The sequence below is a fragment of the Streptomyces sp. ADMS genome (assembly GCF_033441795.1).
Lineage (GTDB): Bacteria > Actinomycetota > Actinomycetes > Streptomycetales > Streptomycetaceae > Streptomyces.
In genome coordinates this window covers 1-13,043 of record NZ_JAVFVX010000037.1, presented here as the reverse complement: position 1 = coordinate 13,043, position 13,043 = coordinate 1, and the positions used below count along the sequence as shown (strand labels likewise).

Sequence of the window (13,043 nt, the reverse complement as noted above, 5' to 3'; positions counted from 1 at the left end):
GGCTCACCTAACCTGACCTGCGCAAACGATCTTTGATCGATCAGGTGACCGGTCCCGAGCAGCACGGGAGCAGGGCCGACGCCGGGCCTGCGCAAGGCCGGACCCGGGCCCCGTGCACCTGGGCGGCGCCTCCCGTACCTAGACTCTGGACCCATGCGAAGCGAGCCCGTGGTCCAGGTCCAGGCCCTGGTGAAGCGGTACGGCACGAAGACCGCGGTGGACGGCCTCGACCTGGTGGCCGCGGCGGGCATCACCGCCGTACTCGGTCCGAACGGCGCGGGCAAGACGACCACCGTCGAGACCTGCGAGGGATACCTCAGACCGGACTCCGGGACGGTACGCGTCCTGGGCCTCGACCCGGTACGGGAATCCGCCGCCCTGCGTCCACGGGTCGGCGTGATGCTCCAGTCCGGCGGCGTCTACTCGGGCGCCCGCGCCGACGAGATGCTCCGCCACGTGGCCAGACTGCACGCGCACCCGCTGGATGTGGACTCCCTCGCCGAACGCCTCGGCCTCGGCAACTGCGGCCGGACCACGTACCGCCGTCTCTCCGGGGGCCAGCAGCAGCGCCTGGCGCTCGCTATGGCCGTCGTCGGCCGCCCGGAACTGGTCTTCCTCGACGAGCCGACCGCGGGTCTCGACCCCCAGGCCCGCCGCGCCACCTGGGACCTGGTCCGCGACCTGCGCGCCGACGGCGTCTCCGTCATCCTCACCACCCATCACATGGACGAGGCCGAGCAGCTCGCCGACGATGTCGCGATCATCGACGCCGGCAAGGTCATCGCCCAGGGCACCCCGGAGCAGCTGTGCCGGGGCGGCGCCGAGAACACCCTGCGCTTCACGGGCCGGCCCGGTCTGGACGTGGGCTCCCTGCTGAAGGCCCTCCCCGCGGACTGCACGGCCGCGGAGCTGACCCCGGGCGCCTACCGGGTCGGCGGCAAGGTCAACCCGCAGCTCCTCGCGACGGTGACGTCCTGGTGCGCCCAGCACCGGGTGATGCCGGACCGGATCTCGGTGGAACGGCACACCCTGGAAGACGTCTTCCTGGAGCTGACCGGCAAGGAGCTGCGTTCATGACGACCGCCACCGGAACCTACGCCCCGCAGCCCGGAGCGGCCCCGCTCCGTCGCATGATCGCGGCGCAGGCGGTCCTGGAGACGAGGATGCTGCTGCGCAACGGCGAGCAGTTGCTGCTGACGGTGGTCATTCCCGCCCTGCTTCTGCTGCTGTTCGGCTCGGTGGACATCATCGACACGGGCGCGGGCAAGGCGGTCGACTTCCTCGCCCCCGGCATCCTCGCGCTCGCCGTGATGTCGACGGCGTTCACGGGCCAGGCGATCGCGACGGGCTTCGAGCGCCGCTACGGGGTCCTGAAGAGGCTCGCCTCGTCCCCCCTCCCCCGCTGGGGTCTGATGACGGCGAAAACGGCGTCGGTACTGGTCACCGAGATCCTCCAGGTAGTCCTGCTGACCGGGATCGCCTTCGCGCTCGGCTGGTCCCCGCACGGCAACCCCTTCGCCGTACTCCTCCTGCTCCTCCTCGGCACGGCCGCCTTCTCCGGGCTCGGCCTGCTGATGGCGGGCACCCTGAAGGCGGAAGCCACGCTGGCCGCCGCGAACCTCGTCTTCCTGCTGCTCCTGGTGGGCGGCGGGGTGATCGTCCCGCTGGACAGTTTCCCGCCGGGCGCCCAGGACGTACTGGCCCTGCTCCCGATCTCGGCTCTGTCGGACGGCTTGCGGGACGTGCTGCAGCACGGTGCCGGCATGCCGTGGGGGGACCTGGGGATTCTCGCGGTGTGGGCGGTCTTGGGGCTGGCCGCGGCCGGCCGGTTCTTCCGCTGGGAGTGACCGAGGGGCCGGGGACCCCTCGTGAAAGCGTGCACAAGCAGCCGCCTACGATGGGACGCGTGCCAAAGATGCCCCCCGCCGAGGCCCTGTCCGCCGTGCGGAACCCGCTCGCCTTCATCGCCGCCCGCTGGACACCGGATCCCCGTACGGTGCGGCGCGCGGCGCTGGCCGCGCTCGTCATGTCGGTGGTCATCGTGGTCACCGGCGGTGCCGTACGGCTGACCGGCTCGGGCCTCGGCTGCCCGACCTGGCCCAAGTGCACCGACGACTCGCTGACGACCACCAGCGCGATGGGCGTGCACGGCGTCATCGAGTTCGGCAACCGCATGCTGACGTACGTACTGTGCGCCGCGGTCGGCTGGGCGATCATCGCCGCCCGCTCGGAGAAGCCGTACCGACGCTCCCTCACCCGGCTCGGCTGGACGCAGTTCTGGGTCGTCATGGGCAACGCGATCCTCGGCGGCATCGTCGTCCTGGTCGGCCTCAACCCGTACACGGTCGCGGCCCACTTCCTGCTCTCCTCCGCCCTGATCGCGGTCGCCGTGGTGATGTGGCAGCGCACGAGGGAGGGCGACGAGGAGCCCCGCCCGCTGGTCGGCAGGGCCGTGCGGCAGCTGGTGTGGTTCCTGGTGGTCGCCACGGTACTGCTGATCGCGGTCGGCACGGTGGTGACCGGCTCGGGCCCGCACGCGGGCGACTCCAGCGAGATCGAGCGCATGCCGCTGGACTGGGAGAACGTCAGCAAGCTGCACGCGGTGCTCGCCTGGATCGTGGTGACACTGACGTTCGCCCTGTGGTTCGTCCTCAGGGCGGTCGACGCCCCGAAGGACCCCCTGGACCGCACGCGGGACCTGTTCCTGATCCTGCTCGCACAGGGTGTCCTCGGCTACGTCCAGTACTTCACCAACCTCCCCGAGGTCCTGGTCGGCCTGCACATGCTCGGCTCGGCGCTGGTGTGGATCGCGGTCCTGCGGGTCCTGCTCGCCCTGCGTGAGCGCCCCGGGACCACCGCACCGGCCGGCGTACCCGCCGGCCCCGCGACCGAGGCGACGGTAGGCACGCGCGCGTAGGCCGAAGACGTGACGCACGCGTGCGTGCGTCACGTCGTGCGAGGTCACGTGTACGAGGTCACCAGGCGGTCGATCGCGGCGCCCAGGTAGCTCCGCGTCAGCTCGGCACGCCGCTAGCGGTCCAGCAAGGCTTCGGTCAGGGCATCCGCCCGGGTCCCGGGTGTCGTCATGCCCCCAGTCTGTACAGCTATCGCAGCCCGTACACCCGCCGCGCGTTCCCCGCCGCGATCAGCCCCGCCACCCGTTGCGCGTCTCCCAGCGACCACGCCCCCTCGGCGACCCAGCCCCCGAGCACCCGGCCGAGGGCCTCGCGGAAGAGACGGGCGCCCACCACGTGGAGTTCGGGCAGACCCTGGGCGCCGCTGGAGAAGAGGATCTTGCCGAAGGGGGCGAGTTCGAGTATCTCGGCGAGGACGGCGGCGGCCCGGGCACCGGTACGGACGAGGGCGGCGCCCAGGTCGGCGTACACGTGCGGGAAGACGCCGGCGAGGTGGGCCGCGTGGCGGTGGTACGGGTACCCGTGCAGCAGCACCAGGTCCGTGCCGAGGCCGGCCGTCGCGCGGACGAAGTCGGTGAGCAGGACCGGGTCGGTGCGGTCGATGCGCAGACCCGGTTCGCCCAGCCCGGCGTGGAGTTGGAGCGGCAGGCCCGAGGCGACCGCGATCCACAGCAGATGGCGCAGCAGCACCGGGTCGCTGAGCGCGCCGCCGACCCGGCGTCCGGCCAGCCAGCGGCCCGCCGCTCCCCGCACCTCCCCCGGCCCGGGTGGATCGGGTGCAAGGGCCAGTCCGTGCCGTACGCCCGCCACGGAGGTGAAGGCCACGGCGCTCTTCGCCGCGCCGTGCACCGACTCGGCGAGGTTGGTGAGGAAGGACTCGACGGTGCCGGAGGTGTCGGCGACCTGTTCGGCGAGGAGTTCGAGCCGGATGATCTCCTGGGCGTCGGCGGCACCGGCGGAGGCCATCTCACCGGGCCCGGTGAGATCGCCGGGCAGCCCGGCGTCCACCAGATATGTCGTGATTCCGCTGCCCCGCAGCAGCCGCCGGCCCGATTCGAGTACGCCGAGTTCACGGCGCCGGGCGAGATAGCGGGCGGGGGGAGCATGCGGTTCCAGGCCGAGCAGCGGGGGGCACCAGCGGCGTACGGCGAACCCGGTCTGGGTGTCGAAGAGGGTGGTTCCGGCGGCGGGCGGGCCCTCGGTACGCGCGAGCTGGGCCTCGAAGGTGCCGAGGCCCAGCTCGGTTCGCAGTACGCCGTGGCAGTACTGGTCCACGAGGGACGGCGTTTCGATCATCCGGGCTCCCCGTGTCTGGACCGTGTGTTCCTACGGTCCTAACGGGTGAACCGACAATCAGGTGTTGCTCTCGCACACCCCGTGGGAATGACCGGTGCCGATCGGCCACTCCCCGGCCTCACGAGTTGCTCGGCCCGCCCACCTGAATCCCGGCCATGCGTGTCCACTCGTACGGGCCGGTCGTCACCTTGGCCGCGAACTCGCCGTCGAAGTCCTCGTGGACGGTGATGCCGGCCTTCTCGACGGCCTGTCGTGCGATCGCGTAGGTGGGGGCCACGAGGTCGCCCCAGCCGCCGTCCTCACCGACGAGCACGATCCTGGCCCCGCGCTCCCCGATGTACGCGACCTGTCCTTCGGCGCCGCCGTGCTCCTTGGCGAAGCCGTTGATCTGCTTGGCGAGCTTGGCCGCCGTGCGCTCCTGCGTATCTGCCATGGTCAGGATGCTACCGACGGGTAGATCAAACGGCGACGGCCGGGCCGAGTGGCCTTGACCACGCCCCCCCGGCCGGCAGCGGCGCCCCACAGGAGGCTCGGGGAAGTGCGCGACCGGCCACAGCGGACCCTCAGCCGACCAGCGCCCCTCGTCCGCCCGCGCCCACAGAGCGTCACCGCAAGAAGGGATCCACCGCGACCGCCACGAAAAGCAGCGACACATAGGTGATCGACCAGTGGAACAGCCGCATCTCCTTGAGCTTGCCGCCCGTCGCCTCCGCCCGCGCGCGACTCTGCAGCCCGTGCGCCTCCCACAGCCACCAGCCGCCCGCCGCCAGCGCGACCGCCGTGTAGAACCAGCCGGTGTAGCCGAGCGGCGTGAGCAGCAGCGAGACGACGACCATCGCCCAGCTGTACGCCACGATCTGGCGGGCGACCGTCTTGTTGGATGCGATGACCGGGAGCATCGGCACGCCCACGCGCGCGTAGTCGTCCCTCACCTTCATGGACAGCGGCCAGTAGTGCGGCGGGGTCCAGAAGAAGATGACCAGGAAGAGGATGAGCGGCGCCCAGGAGAGCGAGTCCTTGACGGCGGACCAGCCGATGAGGACCGGCATACAGCCCGCGATGCCGCCCCACACGATGTTCTGCGACGTACGCCGCTTGAGGATCATCGTGTAAATGACCACGTAAAAGAGGAGCGCGCCCAGCGACAGCCAGGCCGACAGCCAGTTGACCGTGAGGCCGAAGAGGAGAGTGGACGCAACGGCGAGGGTGATACCGAAGGCCAGACACTCGCGGGGGCTGACCATGCCGGTGACCAGCGGACGCTGCGAGGTGCGGTCCATGAGCGCGTCGATGTCACGGTCGATGTACATGTTGAGCGCGTTGGCGCCGCCCGCGGAGAGGTAGCCGCCGAGGCAGGTGAGCAGGACCAGTCCCAGGTCCGGTACACCCTGCTCCGCCAGGAACATCACCGGTACGGTGGTGATGAGCAGCAGCTCGATGATCCGCGGCTTCGTGAGAGCTACGAACGCCATGACCCGGGCCCCGAACGGCCGGTGGCTCGGGCTCTGGCTCGTCCCGGTCATCCCCACTGGACGGGATTCAACGGCCGTCACGCACACCCCTGACAGAGACATTCCAACAAGCCCTCGGGTGTGAAGTCCCGGTAAAGGCTCGCGCTTACCACGCCACTGTAGACGTTGCCCAGACCCCGCCCTTCGCGGGGGTGGGGTCGTGTTGGGGGGTGCTTTGTGACGGGCGTGACGTGGCTCGGTTGAGCAGTTGGGCGGTCCGCTTCGTATTGCAGTCCGGCAGCGGTCGGGAGGCGGATGTGAAGCGGTCCCGCCAGTCTGGAATGACTCGAAATACCGCACGTTCTTACGGGGGTAGGCTCGACAAAGGCCGAGGGTGTCAGCCCTCGGCAGCCGGTGGACACCGAGGACGCCGGCATTAGACATGTGGAGAGGAGCCCTGACCCAGGGTGAGCACCAAGCCGACCACCACAGACCTCGAGTGGACCGAGTTGGACCAGCGGGCCGTCGACACCGCCCGCGTCCTGGCCGCCGATGCCGTACAGAAGGTCGGCAACGGCCATCCCGGTACGGCGATGAGCCTGGCCCCCGCCGCGTACACCCTTTTCCAGAAGGTGATGCGGCACGACCCGGCGGACGCCGACTGGGTCGGGCGCGACCGTTTCGTCCTGTCTGCCGGCCACTCGTCGCTGACCCTTTACACCCAGCTGTACCTGGCCGGTTTCGGCCTGGAGCTGGACGACCTGAAGGCGTTCCGGACGTGGGGTTCCAAGACCCCCGGTCACCCCGAGTACGGGCACACGACGGGCGTCGAGACGACGACCGGGCCGCTCGGCCAGGGTGTCGCCAACGCCGTGGGCATGGCCATGGCGGCCCGCTACGAGCGCGGTCTGTTCGATCCGGAGGCCCCCGAAGGGGAGTCCCCGTTCGACCACTTCGTCTTCGCGATCGCCGGTGACGGCTGCCTCCAGGAGGGCATCTCCGCGGAGGCGTCCTCGCTGGCCGGGCACCAGAAGCTCGGCAACCTGGTCCTGCTGTGGGACGACAACCACATCTCGATCGAGGGCGACACGGAGACGGCCGTCTCGGAGGACGTCGCCAAGCGGTACGAGGCGTACGGCTGGCATGTGCAGCGGATCGCCCCGAAGCCGGACGGCGACCTCGACCCGCACGCCATCTACAACGCCGTCCAGGCCGCCAAGGCGGTCACGGACAAGCCGTCGTTCATCGCGATGCGCTCGATCATCGCCTGGCCGGCCCCGAACGCCCAGAACACCGAGGCCGCGCACGGCTCGGCGCTCGGCGACGACGAGGTCGCGGCCACCAAGCGCGTCCTCGGCTTCGACCCGGAACAGTCCTTCGAGGTCTCGGACGCGGTTCTGAACCACACCCGCGAGGCGCTGGAGCGCGGCCGTCAGGCCAAGGCGGAGTGGGAGAAGTCGTTCCAGGAGTGGCGCAACAGCAACGCCGAGCGCGCCGCCGAGTTCGACCGGATCTCCGCAGGTGAACTGCCCAAGGGCTGGGAGGAGAAGCTCCCGGTCTTCGAGGCGGGCAAGGGCGTCGCCACGCGCGCCGCGTCGGGCAAGGTCCTGCAGGCGCTGGGCGCGGTCATCCCGGAGCTGTGGGGCGGCTCGGCCGACCTGGCCGGTTCGAACAACACCACGATCGACGCGTCGAGTTCGTTCCTCCCGGCGGACAACCCGCTGCCGGAGGCGGACCCTTACGGCCGCACGATCCACTTCGGTATCCGCGAGCACTCGATGGCCGCCGAGATGAACGGCATCGCGCTGCACGGCAACACCCGTGTCTACGGCGGCACCTTCCTCGTCTTCTCCGACTACATGCGCAACGCGGTACGGCTGTCCGCGCTGATGCACGTACCGGTGACGTACGTGTGGACGCACGACTCCATCGGCCTCGGCGAGGACGGCCCGACGCACCAGCCGGTCGAGCACCTGGCGACGCTGCGCGCCATCCCGGGCCTGAACATCGTGCGCCCGGCCGACGCCAACGAGACGGCCATCGCCTGGCGCGAGATCCTCGGGCGCTGGACGAAGGTCTTCGGCAAGGGCGCCCCGCACGGTCTCGCGCTGACCCGCCAGGGCGTACCGACGTACGAGGCCAACGAAGATGCGGCCAAGGGCGGTTACGTGCTCTTCGAGGCCGAGGGCGGCACGCCCGAGGTCATCCTCATCGCCACCGGTTCCGAGGTCCACGTGGCCGTCGGGGCGCGTGAGCAGCTCCAGGCGGAGGGCGTGCCGACACGGGTCGTGTCCATGCCGTCCGTGGAGTGGTTCGAGGAGCAGGACCAGGGGTACCGGGAGAGCGTCCTTCCGCCGTCCGTCAGGGCGCGCGTCGCGGTCGAGGCCGGTATCGGTCTCACCTGGCACAAGTACGTCGGGGACGCGGGTCGCATCGTTTCCCTGGAGCACTTCGGTGCGTCCGCCGACGGCAAGGTCCTCTTCGAGGAGTTCGGCTTCACTGCCGAGAACGTCGCCGCGGTAGCCAGGGAATCGATCGCCGCAGCCCAGCGCTGACGCCGACATACCGACACGTAGGAGATGCATTTCCATGACAGACGCACTCAAGCGCCTCTCCGAGGAAGGCGTAGCGATCTGGCTGGACGACCTGTCGCGCCAGCGGATCACGTCCGGCAACCTCGCCGAACTGATCGACCAGCAGCATGTCGTGGGCGTCACGACCAACCCGTCGATCTTCCAGAAGGCGATCAGCAGCGGTGACGGCTACGAGCCGCAGGTCACCGAGCTCGCCGCCCGCAGGGTCACCGTCGAAGAGGCCATCCGCATGATCACGACGGCGGACGTCCGTGACGCCGCCGACATCCTGCGTCCGGTCTTCGACTCGACGCAGGGCCAGGACGGCCGGGTGTCCATCGAGGTCGACCCCCGTCTCGCCCACAACACCCTCTCGACCGTGGCCGAGGCCAAGCAGCTTGCCTGGCTGGTGGACCGCCCGAACACCCTGATCAAGATCCCGGCCACCGAGGCGGGTCTCCCGGCGATCACCGAGGTCATCGGCCTGGGTATCAGCGTCAACGTCACGCTGATCTTCTCGCTGGAGCGCTACCGCAAGGTCATGGACGCCTACCTGGCGGGCCTGGAGAAGGCCAAGGAGCGCGGCCTGGACCTGTCGAAGATCCACTCCGTGGCGTCCTTCTTCGTGTCCCGCGTGGACACCGAGATCGACAAGCGGCTCGACGCGCTGGGCACCGACGAGGCCAAGGCCGCCCGCGGCAAGGCCGGTCTGGCCAACGCGCGGCTCGCCTACCAGGCGTACGAGGAGGTCTTCTCGTCCGACCGCTGGGTGGCCCTCGACAAGGCGCAGGCCAACAAGCAGCGTCCGCTGTGGGCCTCGACCGGCGTCAAGGACAAGGCGTACAAGGACACCCTGTACGTCGACGACCTGGTCGCGCCGAACACGGTGAACACCATGCCGGAGGCGACCCTGTTCGCCACCGAGGACCACGGTCAGATCACCGGCAACACCATCGCAGGTACGTACGAGCAGGCACGCGCCGAACTCGACGCGGTCGAGAAGCTCGGGATCTCGTACGACGAAGTGGTCCAGCTCCTGGAGGACGAGGGCGTCGAGAAGTTCGAGGCGTCCTGGACCGACCTGCTCAAGTCGACCGAGGCGGAACTGACGCGCCTCGCCCCGTCGGAGGGCTGAAACCTTGTCAAGCAGCAACCCGCTGCGTGACCCCGCAGACCGACGGCTCCCGCGTATCGCGGGGCCGTCGGGCCTGGTCATCTTCGGGGTCACCGGCGACCTGTCACGCAAAAAGCTGATGCCTGCCGTGTACGACCTCGCCAACCGCGGGTTGCTGCCGCCGGGCTTCTCCCTCGTGGGCTTCGCCCGGCGCGAATGGGCGGACGAGGACTTCGCGGCGGAGGTCCACGACGCCGTCAAGGAGCACGCCCGTACGCCGTTCCGTGAGGAGGTCTGGCAGCAGCTCATCCAGGGGATGCGCTTCGTCCAGGGCACCTTCGACGACGACGACTCCTTCGAGCGGCTGCGCTCGACGATCGAGGAGCTGGACAAGGCACAGGGGACGGGCGGCAACTTCGCCTTCTACCTCTCCGTGCCGCCGTCCGCCTTCCCGGTGGTCATCAAGCAGCTGAAGAAGCACGGTCTGGCGGACCAGGAGAAGGGTTCCTGGCGGCGCGCGGTCATCGAGAAGCCCTTCGGTCACGACCTCAGGTCGGCCGAGGAGCTCAACACGACCGTCGAGGAGGTCTTCGCCCCGGACCAGGTCTTCCGGATCGACCACTACCTGGGCAAGGAGACCGTCCAGAACATTTTGGCGCTCCGCTTCGCCAACCAGATGTTCGAACCGATCTGGAACCGGTCCTTCGTGGACCACGTCCAGATCACGATGGCCGAGGACATCGGCATCGGCGGCCGGGCCGGGTACTACGACGGCATCGGCGCGGCCCGTGACGTCATCCAGAACCACCTCCTCCAGCTGATGGCGCTGACTGCCATGGAGGAGCCGGCCTCCTTCGACGCGGACGCGCTGGCCGCCGAGAAGACCAAGGTCCTCGGCGCGGTCAAACTGCCGCATGACCTGGGCAAGGACACCGTCCGCGGGCAGTACGCGGCAGGCTGGCAGGGCGGCGAGAAGGCCATCGGCTACCTCCAGGAAGACGGCATCGACCCCAAGTCGAAGACCGACACCTACGCGGCGATCAAGGTCGAGGTCGACAACCGCCGCTGGGCGGGCGTCCCCTTCTACCTCCGCACCGGCAAGCGCCTGGGCCGTCGCGTCACCGAGATCGCGGTGGTCTTCCAGCGGGCGCCCCACTCCCCCTTCGACCACACGGCGACGGAGGAGCTGGGCCAGAACGCGATCGTCATCCGCGTCCAGCCCGACGAGGGCATCACGGTCCGCTTCGGCTCCAAGGTGCCCGGCACCTCGATGGAGATCCGGGACGTGTCCATGGACTTCGCGTACGGCGAGTCCTTCACGGAGTCGAGCCCCGAGGCGTACGAGCGCCTGATCCTGGACGTCCTCCTGGGCGACTCCAATCTCTTCCCGCGCACCGAGGAGGTCGAGCTGTCCTGGCGAATCCTCGACCCGATCGAGCAGTACTGGGACAAGCACGGCAAGCCCGCGCAGTACCCGTCGGGCACGTGGGGCCCCGTCGAGGCGGACGAAATGCTCGAACGAGACGGACGGAGCTGGCGGCGCCCATGAAAATCGACCTCACGGACACCACGGCCAGCAAGGTCAACAAGGCGCTGGTGCAAGGCCGTCGGGCCATAGGCACCCCGGCCGTCGGAATGGTGTTGACCCTCGTCATCGTCACCGACGAGGAGAACGCGTACGACGCCCTGAAGGCGGCGAACGACGCCTCGCGCGAGCACCCCTCACGCACCCTGGTCGTCGTCAAGCGCGTCTCCCGCTCCCCCCGCGACCGTACGACGTCCCGTCTCGACGCCGAGGTCAAGGTGGGCGCGGACGCGGGCTCCGGCGAGACGGTCGTCCTGCGCCTGTACGGCGAGGTCGTCGAGCACGCCGACTCGGTGGTGCTGCCCCTGCTGCTGCCGGACGCCCCGGTGGTCGTCTGGTGGCCGGTGAACGCCCCCCAGGACCCGGCGAAGGACCCGCTGGGCGCCCTGGCACAGCGCAGGGTGACGGACACCTACGCGGCCGAGCAGCCGGTACGGGAGCTGGCCGCGCGCGCGGACGCGTACACGCCGGGCGACACGGACCTCTCCTGGACCCGCATCACCCCGTGGCGCTCGATGCTGGCCGCCGCTCTGGACCAGGTCACCTGTGAGGTGGCCGCGGTCGAGGTGGAGGGCGAGGAGTTCAACCCCAGCTGCGAGCTGCTGGCGATGTGGCTGGCGGACCGTCTGGACGTCCCGGTGAAGCGCTCCCTGTCCTCGGGCCCCGGCCTGACGGCGGTCCGGATGAAGACGAGCACGGGCCCCATCACCCTCGACCGCGCCGACGGCTCCCTGGCGACCCTCTCCATCGAGGGCCAGCCGGACCGCGCGGTGGCGCTCAAGCGCCGTGAGACGGCGGAGCTGATGGCGGAGGAACTGCGGCGCCTGGACCCGGACGATACCTACGCGTCGGCGCTGCGGTACGGGGTGGAGCGGCTGACCGCTTCGACGACACCCGAGACGCCGGCGCCGGCGGAGAAGGCGCCCGCGGACAAGGCGAGTGCGTCTGATGCCCCGGAAAGGGCGACGCCGGCCAAGATGCCGCCGGTGAAGAAGGTGACCGCACAGTGAGTACGGCACCGCAGCTCGCCGTCCACCGCGACAAGGAGCTGATGGCCCAGGCCGCGGCGGCCCGCCTGATCACGACGATCGTGGACGCGCAGGCCTCGCGGGGCTCGGCGTCGGTGGTTCTCACAGGCGGCCGCAACGGCAACGGTCTGCTGGCCGCCCTGGCCGCCGCGCCCGCCCGGGACGCGATCGACTGGGCCCGGCTCGACCTGTGGTGGGGCGACGAACGCTTCCTGCCCGAGGGCGACCCGGACCGCAATGTCTCCCAGGCGAAGGAGGCTTTGCTGGACGCGGTGCCGCTGGACCCGTCCCGCGTCCATGCCATGCCCGCGTCGGACGGCCCGTACGGCTCCGACGTGGAGGCGGCGGCGGAGGCGTACGCGGCGGATCTGGCCAAGGCGGCGGGCCCCGAGAACCATGGTGCGGTGCCCACGTTCGACGTCCTGATGCTCGGTGTGGGCCCGGACACCCACGTGGCGTCACTCTTCCCGGAACTCCCCGCGGTACGGGAAACGGAGCGCACGGTCGTAGGAGTCCACGGCGCCCCGAAGCCCCCACCGACCCGGGTCACCCTCACCCTCCCGGCGATCCGCGCTGCCCGCGAGGTATGGCTGCTGGCGGCGGGCGAGGACAAGGCGGGTGCGGCGGCCATAGCCCTGTCGGGCGCGGGCGAGATCCAGGCGCCGGCGGCAGGCGCGTACGGCAGGTCACGCACCCTGTGGCTACTGGACGCGGCGGCAGCATCCCAACTCCCGAGGACGCTGTACCCACCGGCGTCACCCTGACCCGTCCCCTCCTCGGAGGCGCTGCCCCCGAACCCCCGCTCCTCAATCGCCGGAGAGGCTGAAAAACCAGCCCGTCCGGCGATTGAGGACAAGGCCCGTTCAGGGCCGTAGCGGGGGGTCAGGGGGCGCAGCTCCCAGGGATGAGACGGGTGGCTGCGGGGGCGAAACACAACCCTACCGACCCCGCAGCTCCCGATACTTGGCGACCAGCGCCGTGGTGGACGCATCCAACCCCGCCACCTCCGCCCCCTCCGTCAACGCCGGCTCGATGCGCTGGGCCAGCACCTTCCCCAGCTCGACCCCCCACTGGTCGAAGG

12 protein-coding genes are annotated in these 13,043 nt (G+C 70.1%); 8 read left to right on the top strand and 4 right to left on the bottom strand.

Annotated elements, in window-relative coordinates; translation table 11 throughout:
* Positions 1 to 153: 153 nt before the first annotated feature.
* From RB628_RS17970 to RB628_RS17960, 3 genes are read left to right on the top strand one after another with little or no spacing between them, the layout of a single operon-like run.
* Positions 154 to 1,077, top strand: a complete 924-nt coding sequence (locus tag RB628_RS17970) for an ABC transporter ATP-binding protein (RefSeq protein WP_318321472.1) — start codon at positions 154 to 156, stop codon at positions 1,075 to 1,077.
* Complete coding sequence (locus tag RB628_RS17965) at positions 1,074 to 1,847, top strand: ABC transporter permease (RefSeq protein ID WP_318321471.1); 774 nt, start codon at positions 1,074 to 1,076, stop codon at positions 1,845 to 1,847. The genes RB628_RS17970 and RB628_RS17965 overlap by 4 nt, the downstream gene beginning before the upstream one ends.
* A gap of 50 nt (positions 1,848 to 1,897) precedes the next feature.
* Positions 1,898 to 2,917, top strand: a complete 1,020-nt coding sequence (locus RB628_RS17960; protein ID WP_318321470.1) for a COX15/CtaA family protein — start codon at positions 1,898 to 1,900, stop codon at positions 2,915 to 2,917.
* A 187-nt stretch (positions 2,918 to 3,104) separates the two neighbouring features.
* Here the strand turns inward: RB628_RS17960 and RB628_RS17955 are convergent, their stop codons facing one another.
* From RB628_RS17955 to RB628_RS17945, 3 genes are all read right to left on the bottom strand, one after another.
* On the bottom strand, positions 3,105 to 4,211 hold the full coding sequence (locus RB628_RS17955; protein WP_318321469.1) for an amidohydrolase family protein: 1,107 nt from the start codon (positions 4,209 to 4,211) through the stop codon (positions 3,105 to 3,107).
* A 118-nt stretch (positions 4,212 to 4,329) separates the two neighbouring features.
* Positions 4,330 to 4,644 carry a hypothetical protein gene (locus tag RB628_RS17950; protein WP_318321468.1) on the bottom strand — a complete coding sequence of 105 codons (315 nt, stop codon included), beginning with the start codon at positions 4,642 to 4,644 and terminating at the stop codon, positions 4,330 to 4,332.
* 172 nt (positions 4,645 to 4,816) lie between these two features.
* Positions 4,817 to 5,734: a heme o synthase gene (locus RB628_RS17945; protein ID WP_318321522.1), complete on the bottom strand. Its 918-nt coding sequence runs from the start codon at positions 5,732 to 5,734 to the stop codon at positions 4,817 to 4,819.
* A 395-nt stretch (positions 5,735 to 6,129) separates the two neighbouring features.
* Here RB628_RS17945 and tkt point away from each other — a divergent pair, with 395 nt between their 5' ends.
* The 5 genes from tkt to pgl are packed head-to-tail and all read left to right on the top strand — an operon-like array spanning position 6,130 to position 12,726.
* Positions 6,130 to 8,217, top strand: coding sequence for a transketolase (gene tkt, locus RB628_RS17940; protein ID WP_318321467.1), 2,088 nt, complete (start codon positions 6,130 to 6,132; stop codon positions 8,215 to 8,217).
* 34 nt (positions 8,218 to 8,251) lie between these two features.
* On the top strand, positions 8,252 to 9,370 hold the full coding sequence (tal, locus tag RB628_RS17935) for a transaldolase (protein ID WP_318321466.1): 1,119 nt from the start codon (positions 8,252 to 8,254) through the stop codon (positions 9,368 to 9,370).
* A 4-nt stretch (positions 9,371 to 9,374) separates the two neighbouring features.
* Positions 9,375 to 10,898 (top strand): glucose-6-phosphate dehydrogenase, encoded by a 1,524-nt coding sequence (zwf, locus tag RB628_RS17930; RefSeq protein WP_318321465.1) that lies wholly within the window; start codon positions 9,375 to 9,377, stop codon positions 10,896 to 10,898.
* The gene (gene opcA, locus RB628_RS17925) at positions 10,895 to 11,944 is read left to right on the top strand and encodes a glucose-6-phosphate dehydrogenase assembly protein OpcA (protein ID WP_318321464.1); all 1,050 of its coding nucleotides are present in this window, start codon (positions 10,895 to 10,897) and stop codon (positions 11,942 to 11,944) included. The genes zwf and opcA overlap by 4 nt, the downstream gene beginning before the upstream one ends.
* A complete protein-coding gene (gene pgl / locus RB628_RS17920) occupies positions 11,941 to 12,726 on the top strand; it encodes a 6-phosphogluconolactonase (RefSeq protein ID WP_318321463.1) in 786 nt (261 codons plus the stop codon). The genes opcA and pgl overlap by 4 nt, the downstream gene beginning before the upstream one ends.
* A 174-nt stretch (positions 12,727 to 12,900) precedes the next feature.
* On the opposite strand, the gene RB628_RS17915 is transcribed toward pgl, so the two are convergent.
* Positions 12,901 to 13,043, bottom strand: a 143-nt coding sequence (locus RB628_RS17915; protein WP_318321521.1) for a hypothetical protein, incomplete at its 5' end; no start/stop codon positions are given.

Bases quoted from the DNA above. Each gene is read 5' to 3' on its own strand.
- RB628_RS17960 (WP_318321470.1), top strand. From the start codon at position 1,898: ATGGGACGCGTGCCAAAGATGCCCCCCGCCGAGGCCCTGTCCGCCGTG.
- opcA (WP_318321464.1), top strand. From the start codon at position 10,895: ATGAAAATCGACCTCACGGACACCACGGCCAGCAAGGTCAACAAGGCG.
- tal (WP_318321466.1), top strand. From the start codon at position 8,252: ATGACAGACGCACTCAAGCGCCTCTCCGAGGAAGGCGTAGCGATCTGG.
- RB628_RS17965 (WP_318321471.1), top strand. From the start codon at position 1,074: ATGACGACCGCCACCGGAACCTACGCCCCGCAGCCCGGAGCGGCCCCG.
- RB628_RS17970 (WP_318321472.1), top strand. From the start codon at position 154: ATGCGAAGCGAGCCCGTGGTCCAGGTCCAGGCCCTGGTGAAGCGGTAC.
- RB628_RS17945 (WP_318321522.1), bottom strand. From the start codon at position 5,734: ATGACCGGGACGAGCCAGAGCCCGAGCCACCGGCCGTTCGGGGCCCGG.
- RB628_RS17955 (WP_318321469.1), bottom strand. From the start codon at position 4,211: ATGATCGAAACGCCGTCCCTCGTGGACCAGTACTGCCACGGCGTACTG.
- RB628_RS17950 (WP_318321468.1), bottom strand. From the start codon at position 4,644: ATGGCAGATACGCAGGAGCGCACGGCGGCCAAGCTCGCCAAGCAGATC.